The organism is Pseudomonas sp. PMCC200344, assembly GCF_030053095.1.
Classification (GTDB): Bacteria; Pseudomonadota; Gammaproteobacteria; order Pseudomonadales; family Pseudomonadaceae; genus Aquipseudomonas; species Aquipseudomonas svalbardensis.
Genome location: NZ_CP125618.1, coordinates 4,763,340 through 4,784,396, shown reverse-complemented (window position 1 = coordinate 4,784,396; position 21,057 = coordinate 4,763,340). Strand labels below are relative to the sequence as shown.

17 protein-coding genes and 2 pseudogenes are annotated in these 21,057 nt (G+C 56.9%); 17 read left to right on the top strand and 2 right to left on the bottom strand.

Annotation, left to right across the window (positions count from 1 at the left end):
- Nucleotides 1–50: 50 nt before the first annotated feature.
- The gene (gene rne, locus QFW87_RS21890; protein WP_283188867.1) at nucleotides 51–3,242 is read right to left on the bottom strand and encodes a ribonuclease E; all 3,192 of its coding nucleotides are present in this window, start codon (nucleotides 3,240–3,242) and stop codon (nucleotides 51–53) included.
- 700 nt (nucleotides 3,243–3,942) lie between these two features.
- Here rne and rluC point away from each other — a divergent pair.
- The 4 genes and pseudogenes from rluC to QFW87_RS21870 all read left to right on the top strand — a co-directional run bounded on the left by rluC (nucleotide 3,943) and on the right by QFW87_RS21870 (nucleotide 7,979).
- Nucleotides 3,943–4,905 (top strand): 23S rRNA pseudouridine(955/2504/2580) synthase RluC, encoded by a 963-nt coding sequence (gene rluC / locus QFW87_RS21885; protein WP_283181259.1) that lies wholly within the window; start codon nucleotides 3,943–3,945, stop codon nucleotides 4,903–4,905.
- Complete coding sequence (locus QFW87_RS21880) at nucleotides 4,892–5,554, top strand: HAD-IA family hydrolase (RefSeq protein WP_283181258.1); 663 nt, start codon at nucleotides 4,892–4,894, stop codon at nucleotides 5,552–5,554. Before rluC ends, QFW87_RS21880 begins: the two co-directional genes overlap by 14 nt.
- 24 nt (nucleotides 5,555–5,578) lie before the next feature.
- Nucleotides 5,579–6,568 (top strand): S49 family peptidase, encoded by a 990-nt coding sequence (locus QFW87_RS21875; RefSeq protein ID WP_283181257.1) that lies wholly within the window; start codon nucleotides 5,579–5,581, stop codon nucleotides 6,566–6,568.
- Between the two features lie 119 nt (nucleotides 6,569–6,687).
- A pseudogene (locus tag QFW87_RS21870) lies at nucleotides 6,688–7,979 on the top strand (IS4 family transposase).
- Nucleotides 7,980–8,206: 227 nt separating this feature from the next.
- On the opposite strand, the gene QFW87_RS21865 reads toward QFW87_RS21870, so the two are convergent.
- Entirely contained in the window at nucleotides 8,207–8,785 is a 579-nt protein-coding gene (locus tag QFW87_RS21865; RefSeq protein WP_283181256.1) for a nucleoside triphosphate pyrophosphatase, read from the bottom strand.
- A gap of 106 nt (nucleotides 8,786–8,891) precedes the next feature.
- On the opposite strand from QFW87_RS21865, the gene QFW87_RS21860 reads away from it, so the two are divergent.
- The 13 genes and pseudogenes from QFW87_RS21860 (at nucleotide 8,892) to QFW87_RS21800 (ending at nucleotide 20,736) form a co-directional block, all read left to right on the top strand.
- Nucleotides 8,892–9,419, top strand: a complete 528-nt coding sequence (locus QFW87_RS21860) for a YceD family protein (RefSeq protein ID WP_004371317.1) — start codon at nucleotides 8,892–8,894, stop codon at nucleotides 9,417–9,419.
- 13 nt (nucleotides 9,420–9,432) lie between these two features.
- Complete coding sequence (rpmF, locus tag QFW87_RS21855) at nucleotides 9,433–9,615, top strand: 50S ribosomal protein L32 (protein WP_008152339.1); 183 nt, start codon at nucleotides 9,433–9,435, stop codon at nucleotides 9,613–9,615.
- Between the two features lie 4 nt (nucleotides 9,616–9,619).
- Nucleotides 9,620–10,630: a phosphate acyltransferase PlsX gene (plsX, locus tag QFW87_RS21850; protein WP_283188866.1), complete on the top strand. Its 1,011-nt coding sequence runs from the start codon at nucleotides 9,620–9,622 to the stop codon at nucleotides 10,628–10,630.
- 125 nt (nucleotides 10,631–10,755) lie between these two features.
- Complete coding sequence (fabD, locus tag QFW87_RS21845; protein WP_283188865.1) at nucleotides 10,756–11,694, top strand: ACP S-malonyltransferase; 939 nt, start codon at nucleotides 10,756–10,758, stop codon at nucleotides 11,692–11,694.
- A gap of 16 nt (nucleotides 11,695–11,710) precedes the next feature.
- Nucleotides 11,711–12,454, top strand: coding sequence for a 3-oxoacyl-ACP reductase FabG (fabG, locus tag QFW87_RS21840; protein WP_283181253.1), 744 nt, complete (start codon nucleotides 11,711–11,713; stop codon nucleotides 12,452–12,454).
- A 191-nt stretch (nucleotides 12,455–12,645) separates the two neighbouring features.
- A complete protein-coding gene (gene acpP / locus QFW87_RS21835) occupies nucleotides 12,646–12,882 on the top strand; it encodes an acyl carrier protein (RefSeq protein ID WP_003442511.1) in 237 nt (78 codons plus the stop codon).
- Between the two features lie 108 nt (nucleotides 12,883–12,990).
- On the top strand, nucleotides 12,991–14,235 hold the full coding sequence (gene fabF, locus QFW87_RS21830; RefSeq protein WP_283181252.1) for a beta-ketoacyl-ACP synthase II: 1,245 nt from the start codon (nucleotides 12,991–12,993) through the stop codon (nucleotides 14,233–14,235).
- Nucleotides 14,235–15,050 carry an aminodeoxychorismate lyase gene (gene pabC, locus QFW87_RS21825; RefSeq protein ID WP_283188864.1) on the top strand — a complete coding sequence of 272 codons (816 nt, stop codon included), beginning with the start codon at nucleotides 14,235–14,237 and terminating at the stop codon, nucleotides 15,048–15,050. Before fabF ends, pabC begins: the two co-directional genes overlap by 1 nt.
- Nucleotides 15,051–15,053: 3 nt before the next feature.
- Nucleotides 15,054–16,319 carry an endolytic transglycosylase MltG gene (gene mltG, locus QFW87_RS21820; protein ID WP_283188863.1) on the top strand — a complete coding sequence of 422 codons (1,266 nt, stop codon included), beginning with the start codon at nucleotides 15,054–15,056 and terminating at the stop codon, nucleotides 16,317–16,319.
- Between the two features lie 19 nt (nucleotides 16,320–16,338).
- Nucleotides 16,339–16,632 (top strand): annotated as a pseudogene (tmk, locus tag QFW87_RS21815) (dTMP kinase); the annotation flags it as partial.
- A gap of 457 nt (nucleotides 16,633–17,089) precedes the next feature.
- Nucleotides 17,090–18,436: a hypothetical protein gene (locus tag QFW87_RS21810; protein WP_283188862.1), complete on the top strand. Its 1,347-nt coding sequence runs from the start codon at nucleotides 17,090–17,092 to the stop codon at nucleotides 18,434–18,436.
- Between the two features lie 195 nt (nucleotides 18,437–18,631).
- Complete coding sequence (locus QFW87_RS21805; RefSeq protein WP_283188861.1) at nucleotides 18,632–20,116, top strand: AAA family ATPase; 1,485 nt, start codon at nucleotides 18,632–18,634, stop codon at nucleotides 20,114–20,116.
- Nucleotides 20,113–20,736 carry a hypothetical protein gene (locus QFW87_RS21800; protein ID WP_283188860.1) on the top strand — a complete coding sequence of 208 codons (624 nt, stop codon included), beginning with the start codon at nucleotides 20,113–20,115 and terminating at the stop codon, nucleotides 20,734–20,736. Before QFW87_RS21805 ends, QFW87_RS21800 begins: the two co-directional genes overlap by 4 nt.
- Nucleotides 20,737–21,057 lie beyond the last annotated feature (321 nt).

Genomic DNA, 21,057 nt, shown 5'->3' with positions numbered 1-21,057 from the left:
AAAAAGCCCCGCCTGGATCACCAGGCGGGGCTTTTTAGTGGCCGATGGAATCAGACGAGAGGTTTAGGCTCGTGTTCTTTTTCCAGGGCTTGCTCGTGTTGCTCTACCGCTTCCTGAACGGAGCGCGGTGCTTCGTCGATCACCGATTCAGCGGGTTCGGCAGCAGCGACTTCAGCAGCCGGGGCAGGTGCTGCCTCGACGACTTCAGCGGCAACCGTTGCTGGTTCGACAGCAGCCGGAGCAGCAGTGGCAGCCAGTTCGGCTTCCTTCTGCAGACGCTCGGCTTCACACTTGCGGCGACGCACTTCACGTGGGTCGTTCGGCGCACGGCCACTTGGCGTCAGGGCGCTGACAGGGGCGGCTTCGACTTCCGGTGCGGCCACTTCGGCAACAACCGGCGCTTCAACCACCGGAGCAGGCTCGGCAGCAGCAACCACTGGCTCGGACACCATGGCCTCGGCTTCTGGCGCTTCGGCGGCGGTTGGCTCGGCAACCCAGTTGAACGCGGTTTGCTCTTCGCGAACTTCACGGACAGCTTCAGTCACTGTTTCGCTGGCTGTTTCGAAAACCGGTTCTGCGGCAACCACTGGCTCAGCGGCAGCTTCAAATACAGGCTGTGCTTCACGAACCGAGGCCACTTCGATTTCCGGAGCAGCGGTGGCTTCGACCGGAGTCGTTGCTTCAACCACTGGCGCTTCCACTGGAGCAGTTTCCAGGGTAGCGGCAGTCGCGCGTTCGGCTTGCTCGTTAGCCTGTGCTTCGGCTGGAGCGCTGATCACGGTGCTGGCAACGGCTGCGGTAACAGCCAGGCCGGCGGCCAGATCGGCAGCGCTTGGCGCTTCGTTGGTTTCGGCAGCTTCGTTACCTTCGGCGGACTCGGATTCTTCCGAACCTTCGATCACATTACCGTTGGCATCGCGCTGACGCTCACGACGGTTGCTGCGACGACGCTGGCCACGGGAGCGGCGGCGTGGACGATCGCCTTCGGCGCCTTCCTGACCGTCTTCCTGCAATTCTTCGTTGGTAACCAGCTCTTCTTCAGCTACTGCGGCAGCGGCTTGCTCTACACGTGGCTGACGATCTTCACGCGGTGGGCGTGGAGCACGTTCTTCGCGTGGCTGGCGAGTTGGACGCTCTTCAGCAGTAGCAGTAGCAGCAGCGGCCGGAGCAGCATCAAGAGGCTCGCGCAGTTCACGAACCGGACGCTCTTCACGATCGCCACGTGGCTTGCGATCTTCGCGAGGAGCGCGCGGTGCACGTTCTTCACGAGGGGCGCGTGGTGCGCGCTCTTCACGTGGAGCGCGTTCTTCGCGGGCGACTGCCGGAGTTTCTTCGCGGGCTTCGCGTGGCTCACGTGGTGCGCGCTCTTCACGCGGTGCACGTTCCTCACGAGGCTTGCGTTCTTCATCGCGGCGACCGTTACGGTTGCGGCTCTGCTGACGACCGTTGCGACGCTCTTCGTTGCGGGCTGGACGCTCGGCGGCCGGTTTTTCAACCACAACCGGAGTTGCAGGCTCTTCCTTGGTCGCGAACAGGCTGACCAGCGACTTCACCAGGCCTTTGAACAGGCTTGGCTCTGGCGCGGCGGCCGGTGCGGCAACAGGTGCGGCAGCGACGACTTCGGTTGGAACCGGCGCATTGGCGCGGGCCGGAGCAGTCTTGACCGCGGCTTCCTGGCGAACCAGGGTGCGGGTCGCAGCGGCTGGCTGGACTTCTTCGACTTCGGCAGCGGCAGCAGCGATTTCGTAGCTGGACTGGTTGATGCTGGCTTCCGGGCTGTCATCACGCAGACGCTGAACTTCGAAGTGCGGCGTTTCGAGGTGATCGTTCGGCAGAATGACGATGCGGGCACGGGTGCGCAGTTCGATCTTGGTGATCGAGTTGCGTTTTTCGTTGAGCAGGAACGCAGCGACCGGGATCGGCACTTGTGCGCGAACTTCGGCAGTGCGGTCTTTCAGGGCTTCTTCTTCGATCAGGCGCAGGATCGCCAGCGACAGTGATTCAACGTCACGGATGATGCCGGTGCCGTTGCAACGCGGGCAAACGATGCCGCTGCTTTCGCCCAGTGATGGACGCAGGCGCTGACGGGACATTTCCAGCAGGCCGAAGCGCGAGATGCGACCGACTTGCACGCGAGCGCGGTCGGCTTCCAGGCATTCGCGGACTTTCTCTTCCACGGCGCGCTGGTTCTTGGCAGGGGTCATGTCGATGAAGTCGATGACGATCAGGCCGCCGATGTCGCGCAGGCGCAACTGACGGGCGATTTCTTCGGCGGCTTCAAGGTTGGTCTGCAGAGCGGTTTCTTCGATGTCGCTGCCTTTGGTGGCGCGCGCCGAGTTGATGTCGATGGACACCAGGGCTTCGGTCGGATCGATCACGATGGAGCCGCCGGAAGGCAGTTCAACGACGCGCTGGAAAGCGGTCTCGATCTGGCTTTCGATCTGGAAACGGTTGAACAGCGGAACGCTGTCTTCGTACAGCTTGATCTTGCTGGCGTACTGCGGCATCACCTGGCGGATGAAGGTCAGGGCTTCGTCCTGGGCTTCAACGCTATCGATCAGCACTTCGCCGATGTCCTGGCGCAGGTAATCACGGATGGCGCGGATGATCACGTTGCTTTCCTGGTAGATCAGGAACGGCGCGGAGCGATCCAGCGAGGCTTCTTTGATGGCGGTCCAGAGTTGCAGCAGGTAGTCGAGGTCCCACTGCATTTCTTCGCTGCTGCGGCCCAGGCCGGCAGTGCGAACAATCAGACCCATGTCGGCTGGGGCAACCAAGCCGTTCAGGGCTTCACGCAGTTCGTTGCGCTCTTCACCTTCGATGCGACGGGAAATACCGCCGGCACGCGGGTTGTTCGGCATCAGAACCAGGTAACGACCGGCCAGGCTGATGAAGGTGGTCAGGGCTGCGCCCTTGTTGCCACGTTCTTCTTTTTCGACCTGAACGATGACTTCCTGGCCTTCGCTCAGGACGTCCTTGATGTTGACGCGGCCTTCGGGGGCTTTCTTGAAGTATTCGCGGGAGATTTCTTTGAGGGGCAGGAAGCCGTGGCGCTCAGAGCCGAAATCGACAAAGGCAGCCTCAAGGCTTGGTTCGATGCGAGTAATCCGGCCTTTATAGATGTTGGCCTTTTTCTGCTCGCGTGCACCGGATTCGATGTCCAGGTCGTAGAGGCGTTGGCCATCTACCAGTGCAACACGCAACTCTTCGGGTTGAGTTGCGTTAATCAGCATTCTTTTCATGTAGTACCGTCGGTTTCCGGGCTGCCGGAAACGGCGTTCGGCACACACGACTTCTCATGGTCGGTGTCAGGTGCGTCAGGAGTGGTTGGACACTCCAGTGTCTAGCGAACCCCGACCAATTGGGCCGGCGTCGCGACGTACGCGTCCTGCTTGCTGTGGCTACTTAAGCACTCAGTCAGGAGGAGGAATCAACCAGCGGCTGTGGACGAGATGAAGCGTCTTGATAAAGCCTATTGCTACACAGTCCAGCGGTTGTGCATCTCCACCCTACACGTATCCCTGATAATTCGGGTGCTGCCGCGCGCAGAATCCGCAGCGGGTTGGCATTTACCGTGAGCTCCGAAAGGGGAGGTCACGCATCATGGCTAATTTAGGCGTTGTTTCCGAAGCGTTCGCTCGGGGTTGTTCGTAGCTGACTGCACTTTGTGAACTGGCCGTGAATATTTGCTCGCAAGGCGAGTGAAAACTCTGCTTTGCGGCATGCTTCAGGCCTCATGTCACCTGCGCTCGTTACAACTGCAAACTCTACCGTTTCGTAGCGAAAGCCCCGTAGGACGGCCTCTCGTCCTCGTGAATTGCGTTGGTCAGGGCCGGTTTTTGACCGTTAGTCCGCTGTCCAGGCCACTTTTGGCGGCGTTCGCGACTATAGCAGCAATGATTAAGTGCTTCAATTCCATAAAAAATTGTTATCATCCGCGCCATGACGACTACTGCCCCTTCGACCCCAGCCGTACAACTGCTGGAGGTCTCGCCGGAATATGCCGGCCAACGTATTGATAACTTCCTTCTCGCTCGGCTCAAAGGCGTGCCCAAGACTTTGATTTACCGCATTTTGCGCAAAGGCGAAGTGCGAGTGAACAAAGGTCGGATCAAGCCCGAATACAAGCTGCAGGCGGGCGATATCGTGCGCGTGCCGCCGGTTCGCGTGCCTGAGCGCGACGAGCCGGTGCCGCTGGCCCAAGGCCTGCTCCAGCGCCTCGAAGCCTCGATTGTCTTCGAGGACAAGGCGTTGATCGTGATCAACAAGCCTTGCGGCATCGCGGTTCACGGTGGCAGCGGCCTGACTTACGGGGTGATCGAAGCCTTTCGTCAGTTGCGTCCCGATTGCAAGGAGCTCGAACTGGTTCACCGTCTCGACCGTGACACCTCCGGCCTGCTGATGATCGCCAAGAAGCGCAGCATGCTGCGTCACTTGCACACGGCATTGCGCGGCGATGGCGTCGATAAGCGCTACATGGCGCTGGTTCGCGGCAACTGGGCGGCCTCGATCAAGCAAGTCCGAGCGTCGCTCGGCAAGAGCAATCTGCGCTCCGGCGAGCGTATGGTCGAGGTCGACGAGGATGAGGGGAAGGAGTCCGTGACCGTGTTCAAGGTCCTGCGTCGTTTTGGCGACTTTGCCACCCTGATCGAAGCCAAACCGATCACCGGCCGGACTCACCAGATCCGCGTCCACACCCTGCACGCCGGACATTGCATTGCCGGTGACACCAAGTACGGCGATGAAGGCTTCAGCAAAGAGATTCGTGACCTGGGCGGAAAGCGCCTGTTCCTGCACGCCTACATGCTGACCGTACCGCTGCCGGATGGTGGTGAGCTGAAGTTGCAGGCACCGGTCGACGAGATGTGGGCCAAAACCGTGGAGCGCCTGAGTGCACCCATCTGATTACAAGCTGCTGATTTTCGATTGGGACGGCACGCTGGCTGATTCCATTGGTCGGATTGTCGAGTCGATGCATGTCGCGGCCGAGCGATCCGGATTCCAGTTGCGCGATGATTTTGCCGTCAAGGGCATCATCGGTCTGGGCTTGCCGGAAGCGATTCGCACGTTGTATCCGGAAATCGGCGACGAAGAATTGGTAGCCTTCCGTCAGCACTATGCTGATCACTACATCGCCTCGGAAGCTGTGCCTTCTCCGTTGTTCGAAGGTGTGGTCGAGTCGATGGAAGCGTTTCGTGCCGAGGGTTATCACTTGGCGGTTGCGACCGGCAAGGCTCGTCGCGGGCTGGATCGGGTGCTGAAGTCTCACGGCTGGGAAGATTATTTCGATATCACCCGCGCGGCCGACGAAACCGCCAGCAAGCCCCATCCGCTGATGCTCGAGCAGATCCTCGCTCACTGCGAGGTTCGCCCGGAGCAGGCGCTGATGGTGGGCGATTCGTCCTTTGATTTGCAGATGGCGCGCAACGCCGGCATGGATTCGGTGGCCGTCAGCTATGGCGCGCAATCGATCGAAGCGTTGAAGTTGTTCGAGCCGGCACTGGCCATTGATTGTTTTTCAGAATTGCATGCCTGGCTGAGTCAGCGGGCTTAATAGGTTTTTGCTGGGGTAGATGTCATGACCGACGAATGGAAAGCGCCCGCCAAGGCAAGCGCAGAGAGCGGTGACGAGAAAAGCTGGAAGCTGCTGGAAAAGACCCTGCTGGCCAGCGTGCAGGAGCAGCGCCGGTCCCGTCGCTGGGGGATTTTCTTCAAGCTGCTGACCTTTGTGTACCTGTTTGGCGCGTTGATCCTGTTCACGCCGCTGATGGACATGGAAAAAGCTGCCACCCTTAGTGGTAACTACACCGCGCTGATCGACGTGACCGGCATGATCGCCGACAAGGAGCCAGCCAGCGCTGACAATATCGTCGGCAGCCTGCGTGCAGCGTTCGAGGACAAGAAGGTCAAAGGTGTCATCCTGCGAATCAACAGTCCGGGCGGCAGTCCGGTGCAGTCGGGTTACGTCTATGACGAGATCCGCCGTTTGCGCGGCCTGCATCCGGACACCAAGCTTTACGCGGTGATCTCTGATTTGGGCGCTTCCGGTGCTTATTACATCGCCAGTGCGGCGGATCAGATCTACGCCGACAAGGCGAGCCTGGTGGGTTCCATTGGTGTGACGGCGGCCGGTTATGGCTTTGTCGGGACGATGGAGAAGTTGGGTGTCGAGCGTCGCACTTACACCTCCGGCGAGCACAAATCGTTCCTCGATCCGTTCCAGCCGCAAAAACCTGAGGAGACTCAGTTCTGGCAGGGCGTGCTCGATACCACTCATCAGCAATTCATCAGCAGCGTCAAGAAAGGTCGTGGCGACCGCCTCAAGGACAAGGAGCATCCGGAGTTGTTCTCCGGGTTGGTCTGGTCTGGCGAGCAGGCGCTGCCGCTGGGCCTGATCGATGGTCTGGGGAATGCCAGTTCGGTGGCGCGGGACGTGATCGGCGAGAAAGAGCTGGTGGACTTCACTGTTCAGGAATCGCCGTTCGATCGCTTCTCGAAAAAACTCGGTGCCAGCGTGGCTGAGCATCTGGCGATGTGGATGGGCTTCCAGGGGCCTTCGTTGCGCTGATCTCCTTCGGCATAAAAAAACCGGCCCAAGTGGCTAATGCCGATCAGTTAAGCCCTCTCGCTTGACCTTTGGCCGCAAGAAATCAAAATCCGATGCCTGTACTGGCATCGGATTTTTTTATGCGTCTCGCTCGGGTCCTGGAACTGGCCCACAACATCGCCTCCACTCCGAATTCAATCGAGGGATTGGATTCCTTGCTCGATCCTTCTTTGGTCGAACAGGCACTGGAGCAGGCAGGCGTAGCGACCCTGCGCAAGCGGCGTTTGCCGCTGGAAATGATGCTTTGGTGCGTGATCTCCATGGCGTTCTTTCGACGCATGTCGGCCTGGGATGTGGTCAGCCGCATGAACATCATGCTGCCGGGCCAACGTCCGCTGGTGGCGCCCAGCGCCGTAGTCCAGGCCCGTCAGCGATTAGGCAGCTAAGCTGTACGACAGGTCTTCGATCTGACTCAGAAAAGTTGGCATGAGGCGGCCGGTCATCCGACTTGGGCCGGTTTGCGCTTACTGGGTGTCGACGGCGTCGTCTGGCGAACACCCGATACCCCCGAAAACCGTGCGCGTTATGACTCCGCCAGCAACCAGCATGGCGACACTGGTTTTCCTCAGGTGCGCATGGTCTGCCAAATGGAGTGACCAGCCACTTGCTGATCGGCAGTGCGTTTGACGGCTACCGCAGCAGCGAAATGAAGCTGGCGGAACAACTGATCGAAACCACGCCCGATCACTCGTTGACCTTGTTCGATCGCGGCTTTTATTCCCTGGGTTTGCTGCACCAATGGCAGCAAGCCGGCACCGAGCGCCATTGGCTGATGCCACTGCGCAAAGGTGCGCAGTACGAAGTGGTTCAGCGCTTGGGTCGCCAGGATGCGATGGTTTCGTTAAGCACTTCGCCACAGGCTCGCAAGCAATGGCCGGGGCTGCCGGAGCGTCTGACCGCGCGACTCCTGAGCCAAACCGTCAAAGGCAAGGTGTGTCAGATCCTGACGTCGATGGCCGACCCGCTGCGCTTTCCATCCGACGAGATCGTCGAGCTGTACAGCCAGCGATGGGAGATCGAACCAGGGTTTCGGGAGATGAAACAGGCGCTGCTCAACAGCAGTTATACGCTGCGCAGCAAGACGCCCGAGATGATCGAGCAAGAGTTGTGGGGCGTGTTGCTGGGCTACAACTTGTTGCGCTATCAGATGGTGGAAATGAGCCGTCATTGTCCGGATATTAACCCATGTGAAATGAGTTTTACCGCATGTACCTGGGCGATCCTCGGGTTTATCAACAGCGTCTCGGCCGACCGTTCCGGGAACATCCCCAAATACCTGGCCGAGCTTCATGCTTCAGCCATGCATTATGTCCTGCCTCATCGACGGGAGGAGCGCGTTTACCCCCGGGCCATCAGGCTTAAATCCCCGTAGTATCCGATCAAAAATAAAAATGCCAGTCAGCTTAACTGACTGGCATTAGCCCAAGTGGCCGGTTTTTTAATGTCTGCGCGGTCTCTGCAGCTGGCGAAGCCTGCGTTCGAGTGCGCAGCGCTCGCAAATCCGGATTGCGCGGTTTATCTGAAAGGTTGCGGCGTATGGTTTGGCGAGCGCTGCGCACTCGAACGCAGGCTTCGCCAGCTACTACAGGACTGTGGTGTTCAGGGGATTTCAATCCCTTCAACCAGCAACATGTCCACCAGGCGAATCAATGGCAGGCCGATCAGGCTGGTGGCGTCAGGGCCTTCGGTGCTTTGAAACAGGCTCACCCCCAAGCCTTCGGCTTTGAAGCTGCCAGCGCAGTCGTAGGGCTGTTCGGCGCGCAGGTAGCGTTCGATGCGCGCCGGATCGAGGGTGCGCATGTGTACGGTGAAGGGCACGCAATCGACCTGGCAGTCGCCAGTCTGGCTGTTGAGCAGCGCCAGGCCGGTGAGGAAGGTCACGCTGGCACCGCTCGAAGCCAGCAATTGTTCGCGGGCCTTTTCGACGGTGTGGGGTTTGCCGATGATCCGATCGCCAAGTACGGCGACCTGATCGGAGCCGATGATCAGGTGAGCGCGGTGGCTGCTGGCTAGCGTGCGTGCTTTTTCCTCGGCGAGGCGCTTGACCAGCTCGATTGCGGATTCGCCCGGACGATGGCTTTCGTCGATATCTGGCGAGCTGCAGGTAAACGGCAGCTGCAAGCGGGCCAGCAGTTCCCGGCGATAAACCGAGCTTGAAGCGAGTAATAAAGGCAGCATGCGCATCTCCAGAAGACAGGCGCGAATTCTAGCGGAGGCTTGCAAGTGACGGACAGGGCTGAATTTCCTTTGACATGGCTGGGGGCATCCCTATAATGCTGCGCCTATGTTGAATGACCCGATTCCACCTCACGTTGACCCGCGCAAATTGGCTGATCGTGGCACCACCCTTCAAGGTGAACTGCTGCTGGCCGATTTGGAGAGACTCTGCGACCCGCTTTCCGACACTGTCGGTACGGTGCAGGCTAAATTCGTTTTTGAACGAGATGAACGTAAGTCTGTGGTAATCCACAGCTTTATCGACACCGAAGTCAAAATGGTTTGCCAGCGTTGTCTTGAGCTGGTCACCCTGCCGATCCATAGCGAATGCAGTTATGCTGTGGTGAAGGAGGGTGCGAATACCCAGTCGTTGCCGAAAGGTTATGACGTGCTGGAACTGGGCGAAGATCCTTTGGATCTGCAGTCACTGATCGAGGAGGAGCTTCTGCTCGCCTTGCCCATTGTGCCTGCTCATCATCCGGAAGAATGCCAGCAGCCGGCGGGTCTCGATGAGCCCGAACCGAGCGAGGACGAGGTAACGCGGTCCAACCCGTTCAGTGTATTGGCGCAGTTAAAGCGTGACCCAAACGTTTAGGAGTTAATCAATTATGGCTGTTCAGCAGAACAAAAAATCCCGCTCTGCCCGTGACATGCGTCGTTCGCACGACGCCCTGACGGCAAGCACTCTGTCTGTAGAAAAAACCACTGGTGAAATTCACCTGCGTCACCACGTATCGCCAGAAGGCGTATACCGTGGCCGTAAAGTGATCGACAAGGGCGCTGACGAGTAATCACTTGTCTGCTCAAGTCATCGCGATTGACGCAATGGGCGGGGACTTCGGTCCCCGCAGCATTGTTCAGGCCAGCCTTGCTTGTCTGTCTGCTACGCCCTCGCTGCACCTGACCCTCGTCGGTCAACCCTCCCTTCTTGAAGAATTGCTCTCTGGCCAATCGGCTGTGGATCGCTCGCGTCTGTCGATTGCTCCGGCGTCCGAAGTCATCACCATGGACGAAAAACCTGCACAGGCCCTGCGCGGCAAGCCCGACTCGTCGATGCGCGTGGCGCTGGAGTTGCTGCGCGATGGCAAGGTCCAGGCCTGCGTCAGTGCCGGTAATACCGGTGCGCTAATGGCGTTGTCGCGGTTTGTGCTCAAGACCTTGCCGGGCATTGATCGGCCGGCGATGGTGGCGGCGATTCCGACGCAGAAGGGTTATTGCCAGTTGCTCGACCTGGGCGCCAATGTCGATTGCAGTGCCGAGCATCTGTTGCAGTTTGCGGTGATGGGGTCGGTGGCAGCGGAAACCCTGGGCATCGTTCGTCCGCGAGTGGCGCTGCTGAACATCGGTACTGAAGACATCAAGGGCAATCAGCAGGTCAAGCTCGCTGCAACATTGTTGCAAAGTGCCCGTGGTATCAACTACATCGGTTTTGTCGAAGGTGACGGTGTGTACCGTGGCGAGGCGGATGTAGTGGTCTGTGACGGATTTGTCGGCAATATCCTGCTCAAATCCAGCGAAGGCCTGGCGACCATGATTGCCGGGCGCATCGAAGCCTTGTTCAAGAAAAACCTTGCGTCGAAAGTGGTCGGTGCTTTGGCATTGCCGCTGATGAAGCGCTTGCAAGCCGATCTGGCGCCTGCGCGGCATAACGGTGCAAGCTTCCTTGGGTTGCAGGGGATTGTGGTGAAAAGCCATGGTTCGGCGGGGGTTCAGGGCTTCCAGAGTGCGATTCAATGCGCCTTGATCGAGATCCAGGAAAACCTGCCGGAACGCATTCACGGTCGCCTGGAGGATTTGTTGCTTTAGGCGTTTTCGTCGGACAATGCTTAAATGTGACCGCTCAGTTCAATTTGCCATCCAACTGTCAGTTTCTTGCGTCCCCCAAGCGGGACGTCAATTCTCCGACGACAAGATCATTAGGGGCTTGTTACATGTCTGCTTCCCTCGCATTCGTCTTTCCGGGACAGGGTTCGCAGTCCCTCGGCATGCTGGCCGAGTTGGGCGCACAACATCCGGTTGTCCTCGAAACATTCAAAGAAGCTTCCGATGCTCTGGGTTACGACCTGTGGGCACTGACCCAGCAAGGGCCGGAAGAACAACTCAATCAAACCGATAAAACCCAGCCGGCCATTCTGACCGCCTCGATTGCCTTGTGGCGTCTGTGGCTGGCTGAAGGCGGCGCGCGTCCGGCTTATGTTGCCGGTCACAGCCTGGGCGAATACAGCGCTCTGGTTGCTGCGGGCAGTCTTAGCCTGGGTGACGCGGTGAAGCTGGTTGAACGCCGTGGTCAGTTGATGCAGGAAGCCGTTCCGGCCGGGCAAGGTGGCATGGCCGCCATTCTCGGTCTGGACGATGCTGATGTGCTGGCAGCCTGTGCCGAAGCGGCGCAAGGCGAAGTGGTCAGTGCGGTCAACTTCAACTCCCCTGGCCAGGTTGTCATCGCCGGTGCCAAGGCTGCGGTCGAGCGTGCCATCGAAGGCTGCAAGGCTCGTGGTGCCAAACGCGCCATGCCGTTGCCGGTCAGCGTGCCGTCCCATTGCGCGCTGATGCGTCCGGCGGCCGAGCGTTTCGCCGAGTCGATCGCAGCGATCGACTGGCAGGCGCCGCAGATTCCGGTGGTGCAGAACGTCAGCGCCACTGTGCCGGCCGATCTGGAAACCCTCAAGCGCGATCTGCTTGAGCAGCTTTACAAGCCTGTACGCTGGGTCGAATCGGTTCAGGCGCTGGCCGCCAAAGGTGCTACCCAGTTGGTCGAATGCGGCCCGGGTAAAGTGCTGGCTGGCCTGAACAAGCGTTGCGCCGAAGGCGTGTCGACATCCAACCTCAATACCCCCGACGCCTTCGCTGCCGCTCGCGCAGCGTTGGCCTGAATCAGGAGAAGCCTGCATGAGTCTGCAAGGTAAAGTTGCACTGGTCACTGGCGCGAGCCGCGGTATCGGCCAGGCTATCGCCCTGGAACTGGGTCGTCAGGGCGCCATCGTTATTGGCACCGCGACGTCTGCCTCGGGTGCCGAGCGCATTGCCGCAACCCTGAAGGAAAACGGTATTCAAGGCACGGGCCTGGAGCTCAATGTCACCAGCGACGAATCCGTTGCGGCAGTGCTGGCGAGCATTCAGGAGCAGTTCGGTGCGCCGGCGATCCTGGTCAACAATGCCGGTATCACCCGCGATAATCTGATGATGCGCATGAAAAATGACGAATGGCATGACGTCGTCGATACCAACCTGAACAGTCTGTTCCGCCTGTCCAAGGGCGTTTTGCGCGGTATGACCAAAGCCCGTTGGGGACGAATTATCAGTATTGGCTCGGTTGTGGGTGCCATGGGCAACGCAGGCCAAGTAAACTACGCAGCCGCCAAGGCCGGTCTGGAAGGTTTCAGCCGTTCACTGGCGCGTGAAGTCGGTTCGCGTTCGATTACGGTAAACTCGGTGGCCCCTGGGTTCATCGACACCGATATGACCCGCGAACTGCCGGAGGCACAGCGTGAAGCCTTGCAGACGCAGATTCCGCTGGGCCGTCTGGGGCAAGCTCAAGAGATCGCGTCTGTGGTCGCTTTTCTTGCATCCGACGGTGCGGCTTACGTTACTGGGGCTACAATCCCGGTGAACGGCGGGATGTACATGAGTTAAATGTGACGGATTGCTTCAAAAAAATGTCATACGAGCTGTCTAAAATCCGTTATAAAGCTGCAATCTATTTATAGGCAGAGGGTCGTCGGGTTTGAGGAGTGAAGCTTTCAGTTGAAAAACTGAAAAGTCTTTCTATACACTTACCCACTGGCCAGCTGCCTGAATTTGTCCATTAGGAGTGAAAACAAGGTATGAGCACCATCGAAGAGCGCGTCAAGAAAATCGTTGCTGAGCAACTGGGCGTTAAAGAAGAAGAAGTGGTCAACACTGCTTCCTTCGTTGAAGACCTGGGTGCCGACTCCCTTGACACCGTTGAGCTGGTGATGGCTCTGGAAGAGGAATTCGAGACCGAAATCCCTGACGAAGAAGCTGAGAAGATCACTACTGTACAAGCCGCAATCGATTACGTTACTAACCACCAGGCTTAATAGCTTGTAATCGTTGCTTGCTGTCATGGAAAAACCGCACTGCCATCACGGCGTGCGGTTTTTTCTTTAGGCCTGATGCAAAGTCGTCATTTGAAAAAGGAGAGTGCTGTGTCGCGTAGACGCGTCGTAGTCACCGGTATGGGTATGTTGTCGCCACTGGGCACGGATGTGCCGAGCAGTTGGCAGGGCATTCTGGCTGGCCGCAGTGGCATTGGTCTGATCGAACACACCGACCTTTCTGCCTATTCCACCCGTTTTGGCGGCTCGGTAAAGGGCTTCAATGTCGAGGAATACCTGTCGGTCAAGGAAGCTCGCAAGCTCGACCTGTTCATTCAATACGGTCTGGCCGCAGGTTTTCAGGCAGTTCGTAACGCCGGTCTGGAAGTCACCGACGCCAACCGTGAGCGCATCGGCGTGGCCATGGGGTCGGGTATTGGCGGATTGACCAATATCGAAGAAACCAGCCGCACGCTGCATGATTCCGGCCCACGACGGATCTCTCCGTTTTTCGTGCCTGGCTCGATCATCAATATGATTTCCGGTTTCCTGTCCATCCATCTGGGCGCACAGGGACCTAACTACGCCATCGCCACTGCGTGTACCACCGGTACGCACTGCATCGGCATGGCGGCACGCAACATCATGTACGACGAAGCCGACGTGATGATTGCCGGCGGCGCTGAAATGGCAGCTTGCGGTCTGGGCATGGGCGGCTTCGGTGCCTCCCGCGCACTGTCGACCCGCAACGACGAACCGACCCGCGCCAGCCGTCCATGGGACAAGGGCCGTGATGGCTTCGTGCTGTCCGACGGTGCCGGCGCTCTGGTTCTGGAAGAACTGGAGCACGCCAAGGCCCGCGGCGCGACGATCTACGCCGAGCTGATCGGCTTCGGCACCAGTGGCGATGCCTACCACATGACTTCGCCACCGGCTGATGGTGCAGGTGCTGCACGTTGCATCACCAATGCGCTGCGCGATGCCAAGATCAATGGCGATCAAGTTCAGTACGTCAACGCCCACGGCACCTCGACGTCGGCGGGCGACCTTGCCGAAGCCTGTGCGATCAAGTCGGTATTCGGCGATCACGCTTACAAGCTGGCGGTCAGTTCGACCAAGTCCATGACCGGTCACCTGTTGGGTGCGGCGGGCGCGGTCGAGGCGATCTTCAGTGTGCTGGCGATCAACAGCCAGGTAGCGCCGCCGACCATCAACCTTGATGAGCCGGACGAAGGTTGCGACCTCGATTTCGTACCGCATACCGCGCGCAACATGGAAATCGATGTGGTGTTGTCCAACTCCTTCGGGTTTGGCGGTACCAACGGCTCGCTGGTGTTCCGCCGGTTCGCTGACTGATGGACAGCTGGGTCGACGGTCAGCCGGCTGACGCTTTGTCGCTGAAGGATCGCGGCCTGGCTTACGGTGATGGTTTGTTCGAGACCATTGCCGTGCGTGGCGGGCAACCGTTGCTGCTGGACCGACATCTGGCGCGTCTGGCCGATGGTTGTTCACGCCTGGCGATCACTGCCGATCATAAGTTGATCCGCAGTGAGCTGCTGGCCTATGCCAGCACATTGGGTGAGGGCGTGCTCAAGCTCATCATCACCCGCGGCGACAGTCTGCGCGGTTATGCCCCCGATCCCTCGGCTCAGGCCCGACGTATTCTGCAAGGCAATCCACCCGCTGCTTATCCTGCCGTTCATGGCGAGCAGGGCGTTCGCCTGTTCCCTTGTGCGACACGACTGTCCAGGCAGCCACTGCTTGCCGGCCTCAAACACCTTAACCGTCTGGAACAAGTGATCGCCCGCGCCGAATGGCAAGATACGGAGCACGCCGAAGGCTTGATGCTCGATCAGGCGGGTCGCGTGATCGAAGGCGTGTTCAGCAATCTGTTCCTGATTCGCGATGGTGTGCTGATCACGGCTGATTTGAAGCGCTGTGGCGTGGCCGGCGTGATGCGTGCCGAATTATTGTTTCAAGCCGAGTCATTGGGGATCCCCACGCAAATCACCGACATCACCCTGGATCAGCTGCAATGGGCTGATGAAGTCTTTGTCTGCAACAGCGTGTATGGCGTTTGGCCGGTGCGCGCCTATGCCGCACTGAGCTGGCCGGTTGGTCCGCTCACCCGTAAACTCCAAACCATTGCCCGCGCGCTACTGGATGTTTGATACGTGAGACGTAAATTCTTGCTGCTGCTGGAAACCGGATTGGTTCTGGCAGGGCTGTGTCTGGGCGCTTCCGCCTGGAAAATCCATTCGGCGCTGGAACAGCCGCTGAACATCACTCAGGAAGAGCTGCTGGAAGTGCCCAAAGGCACGACACCGACCCGCACCTTCTATCGACTCGAAGCCGATGGCGTTATCAAGGACGCTTTCTGGCTGCGGGTGTATTGGCGCTTCAATCTCGCCAAACAACCGTTGCACAAGGGCGAGTACCGCATGCAGCCGGGCATGACCGTCGAAGGACTGATTGACCTGTGGAAACGCGGGGAAATGGTTCAGTACAGCCTGACGCTGGTCGAGGGCTGGAATTTCCATCAGGTCCGCGCTGCTCTGGCCAAGGATGAAAAACTCGAAAAGACCCTCGACGGTTTGAGTGATAGCGAGGTTATGGACAAACTCGGCCACACCGGGATTTTTCCGGAAGGGCGGTTCTTCCCTGACACCTATCGCTTCGTGCGCGGCATGACCGATGTCGAGCTGCTGAAAAAAGCCTACGACCGCCTCGACGAAGTCCTGGCCAAGGAATGGAGCCAGCGCGCCGCTGACGTGCCGTACACCGAACCCTATCAGGCGCTGATCATGGCCTCGCTGGTGGAGAAGGAAACCGGCGTGCCGCAGGAGCGCGGGCAAATCGCTGGCGTGTTTGTACGGCGCATGGAAATGGGCATGTTGTTGCAGACGGATCCGACCGTGATCTACGGCCTCGGTGATCGTTACAACGGCAAATTGACTCGCGCCCATCTCAAGGAAGCGACGCCGTACAACACCTACATGATTTCGGGACTGCCGCCGACCCCGATCGCCATGGTCGGCCGCGAAGCGATTCATGCAGCGCTGAACCCGGTGGCTGGCAATAGCCTCTATTTCGTGGCTCGTGGTGATGGCAGCCACGTGTTCTCCGATGATCTGGACGCGCACAATAATGCTGTGCGTGAGTTCCAGATCAAGCGCCGTGCCGACTACCGCTCCAGCCCCGCGCCGACCACGGCGCCAGAGGTGACGGATGAGCAGGCACCGATTCCGGCTGCATCGCCTGACACAGCCCCCGAGGCTTTGCCGCAAGTGCCGCCGCAAGAGCCTGCTCAGGCGGCGCCACCAGAGCCGCAAGCGCCTGACCCGTCGCCTTCACCGGAGCCGGCGCAAGAACCCGCTCAAGAACCCGCAGCCGCACCCGCGCCCGAACCGGATGCAACCGCGCCGCAAAGCCCGCAATGACTCTGACTAAGGACTGCCTGTGACTGGCTTGTTTATTACCCTGGAAGGCCCGGAAGGGGCCGGCAAGAGCACCAATCGCGAATACCTGGCCGAGCGCCTGCGCGCCGCGGGTATCGAGGTCGTGCTGACTCGCGAACCAGGCGGCACGCCGTTGGCCGAGCGGATCCGCGAAGTGTTGCTGGCGCCGGTTGACGAAGTCATGAACCCCGACACCGAGTTGCTGTTGGTGTTCGCTGCACGAGCCCAGCATCTGGCCGAGGTGATTCGCCCGGCACTGGCCCGCGGTGCGGTGGTCCTGTGTGATCGTTTTACCATTGAGTTAACCCTTAAGATCTATATATGTAACACTATAGATCTCTATAAGGAAAACTCGATTTTCAGCAAAAAATACCAGTATTTACAAGATTTTATTACTGCCTAACAATATCTATCGCCCGTCAAAATCCCCGCAAAACCAAAAAAATGTAACGCTTACTCATTTCTCCCTTCGATTTACGCGGAATGTAACGTTTTCCCTGATTCTCTCCCCAAAACCCCCTGTCGCTTTTTAAGCCAAATGTAACGCTACCCTCCGCTGTGGCAAGAAGGCACCTCAGAAGCTCTCAGTTGAATTTCGTGCGAATTAACAATCTTAGGTGTGCCTATCTACTTTCTCGGGCTCCAGGTGGATCTCAGAAGCTCAGGCGAATCTATGGCCATTAGCCAGAATTTGAGTAGGATGGCGATCGACCCCCGACAATTCGAAACCACCTCCTCGGACCGATCGCACGATGGCAATCAAATTAGAGATCCACGCTACCGACCCGGAAGTCATCTCGCTGGTCCAGCGCTATTGGGCGATGAACGAGGAGGGTGACTTCCTGGAAAAGGTCGGTGCGCTGTTGCCATTTCGTGAGGTCAAAAACGCCGCCGGTATTGCGAGCTTCGTTAAGACTCAGTGCCTGGTGATTGACCAGAACCAGTCGTGTTCGATCTGCGGTGGCGCCGTAGCGATCACAACTCGGTCCCAGGTCAACAAAGACCCCCAGCATTCGAGCAGTAGTCCTTGCCCCTCATGCAAGGCGGTACAGGACGATGAGCGTCGGGTTGCTGAGGCAGAAGCGAATGCCAAGTTGCAGAGCTATTTAGCGAAGCACATCGAAAGAGTGGACGCGCTTACCACTCGCTACGACGAAATCCCTGATGACCTTTCCCTGATTGCTCTCGCCCTCGATAGAGCTGTCGCATCTGGTCTCGTAGGGAGAAGCTTCAGCTACCGCGAGAGTCGCTCCCTGGCACCTATGGGAGCAGAAGATTTCGTCGATCGACTATGGAGCGCGCAGGTGTTAACGGACGCCCCACGCGCGACCGGAGCATCCGCCTATTCAGCAAATGACAATGGCCTAAGCTACTACAAGGATCGCATCAAGCTTGCCCTAGTCCCGGACGAGAAGCTGGGTGCAGGCGTGGAGGCATTTCAAAAGATCGCGGCTCGTTCGTTTGACGATAAGCCGAGGCTGTTAAACCTGTGGTTCGACTATGCCGTAGCCGAGTGCATGTCCTATCTGTATGAACAATCCCACAAGGAGAAATTGGACGTTCCTCGAAATCAGGTTGAGGAAATCAAGAACGCCATTCGCACTGCCGTCCAGTTCTACAGTATTTCGCAGGTGTGGTGCCTGCTGTGGAAAGCTGTGAAAGAAGTCTCCGGGCAAGCTGAAGATCGCAACTACAAGCGCGACGACGCCGGAACGACAATTTCGCAAAGGCTGCTACATCATTATGAAAAAACCCGTAAGGGTAACAAAGAAGCAAAAAGATGGGGTCGCATCGAATTCCTGTCGGCTGGCACGCTGGGCAAGATCTTCAAAGAACGATTTGGAATTGACCATGATTCTTCAGGCGTAGCCGTAGCTAGGCTGTTTTCCGAAGGGCCTTCAGTTCGAGAAGAAATCGAGGCAAGCATCGACGCTAAGGTTAAGCAGTTGATGGCCTGCGCACTGGCCGCTGGTTCAGGAGCGGCAGCAATTTATGATTTCGCAGAGTTGATTCGTAATGGCGCCGCTACTTCTGAAGCGGTTGAGCTGATTGCCAAGATCTACGCTTTTAGCCCGACTAATGAAGTATCTGTCACCTAAAATTTTTGCTTATAACAGACTGGGATGATCACCCGGGCGTGCCGGAATCACCCCGGGGGGTTTAAGTTTTGTGGTGCAGGCGTGTGGCGAGTTAGGTTGGGTGGTTGTTTCGGCGCAAGTGTAGAGCATAAGTATCTACGTTGTTTGATATAGTTATAATAGTGAAGTTAACCGTATGATGGTATGGCGAATAAAATGAGCGAATCTGTTAAGAGAAAAAACAAGAAGGTGGGTTTCTGCTTAGTAAGTTATGAAGAAGAAAAAGTTAACATCCCGCTTTTTGATGAAAACATCAAAGGTGGTAGCACGAACGTAACTGTTCTGATTGGTCCCAATGGTTCGGGAAAAAGCAGATACATAAGTCGCATAGTAGATGAGGTTTGCTATTTGCATACCCTGCGAACGGATGGCGATAAAGCTGCGTTTAGAAGTAGGGGGCTAGCAGATCAGGCAATTCTAAAATATCGATTCGACGGCAAAATGTGCGTGATTGAGCGCAACATTCTTGATGAAACTCGTTGCTCTATAAACGGTAAAAGTACAACGCTCAAAGATATACCATTTCCAAGCCAGGTAGCGACGGTTTCTCACCTTCCAAATGACAAATTTAGGTTCACTACGGAAAGCGAAAATTCATTCTATAAGTACTTAGGACTACGGCAGTCTTCAAATTTGACAACGACTGGTGCACTAGAGAAAAAAGTAATTCAAAGCCTCATCACAGGTTTTTCTACTCCGGGTTTCAAAGATAGGCTGAAGAACTGGCTCCGGCTCGCGGGATTCAAAGAAGATATTCGTATTTTGTTGGAGTTGCAATCACTTAAATTGCTTTCGGGGGACTGGCGTGAAGTTTACGAGGAGCTAATTCGTATACAGTCGGCAAGAGCGATGTCACCTGCAAGAGAGTCAAGTCTTAGACCGAGACTAGATAGAGAATTCGACGATATTTGGTATTTTTTAAGATTGCTTAGTGTTTGGCCAGTCCAGCAGGGGGTAGATGGTACTACGATGTATTATGAGCTTTCAGAAGTTTTGGAGAGTACAGAAGCCGCAGAGATATGGAAAAAAGGATTTGATGCCGCTAGGCGGTGGCGAGCATTTAAAAAATCTTCTCTTATCTTCGGAAAATCTAATGTAGGAAGCGAGTTTTCTGACCTGAGTTCAGGCGAGCAGCAGCTGATTGGTACGAACTCTCGCCTGCTCGCAGAGCTAAATGATCATTCTCTGGTTGTGATCGATGAACCTGAGATAAGCTTGCATCCACAGTGGCAGATCAAGTACATACCGACACTGCTGGATAGCCTTAGAAACATCGACGCTACGCATGTTTTGATCGCTACGCACTCTCATTTTATGGTTTCTGATTTGGGTCATGATAACTCGGTTTTGGTCACTGCCCGATACGAGGAAGGGCCAAAATTTGAATTGTTTGAAGGTGACGTGTACGGACGTTCTCCTGAAAACATCCTATACCGAGTTTTTGGTGTGGCTACTACAGGCAACATGTACGTTGAAAATGACCTCCGTAAAGCACTGCAAATGATTGCTGGGACCGAAACTCTGAATATCAGAGAGCTGAATTCGACCTACGCTCGCTTAGAAAAAGTGGCCGGCCCGGACAACCCTGCCATGAACATCATTCTAGAGCGCATTGGCAGCTTCATAGAAGGTCTTAAATGATCAACCTGCCGCGGTGTGCTGCCATTGACCCTGGCGTTCAAAAAAAGCTTGATGCCATAAAGGTTGAGTTAAGGCCGAAGCGTTGGTATGGAAAAGCTAAAGCAGTGACTACATTTAAAGGCGAGGTACTTACGCAAGGGCGTTTGATCCAACGAGAGCGCTGCGCATGGTGCACTCTGCCCTTGGGAGCAGAAGGTAGGCGAACAATCCATCGGGATCATATCGCTCCGTCATCGATTTACCCGCAGTGGACCTTCGTTGCAAAAAATCTTGTTATATCTTGCGAGTATTGCAACGGCCTAGCGGTCAAGTCCGACATAGACACAATCAAAGAACTCAAAGATACGTACGACGATTGTGAGTTCCACATCGTTCATCCTTACGATGACGAGATCGAATTGCATATTCAGTTTGACAGTGATCAAGACCAGCTACCGGTTGTTATTAAAGGGGTATCGGCGAAGGGGCGCTGGACTGTCAAGAACATGAAGCTTGATGACGTGGGGTTGACCCGGGAGAGAGCGAAGGAGGTCTTCTATGAGCGAAGGGGGTCGATGCTTCCTGCCCCAGAAGAAGATCTCATTGAAAGAGCGCTCGATGCGATGAATATTGCTGGATGAGCTACTAAGTGCACCAACTGGGAGGGCGGGAATACGATTCGCTGAACTCCCTTGCAGTGCTGGTTACTACTTTGGCTGACCGATGATTAGGTGCTGTCACCTATGAAGCCGATGAGCAGTACAAAGGAATTGAATCCCTAATTTTGAAGGTGTATCCCCGGCTATGCCGGAATTTCGCCAGCGGGGTTAAGGCTGGTTTGGGGGGGGCAGGGAGGAGATGGTGGTGGTGAGACAAGTCTGGAGCTAAATGCTGGCTTTTGAATTTAGCGCCGGGTGTTGTCGGGCGTTGGACCGTTCGATTTAGGTCAGCGCGGTGCGTAG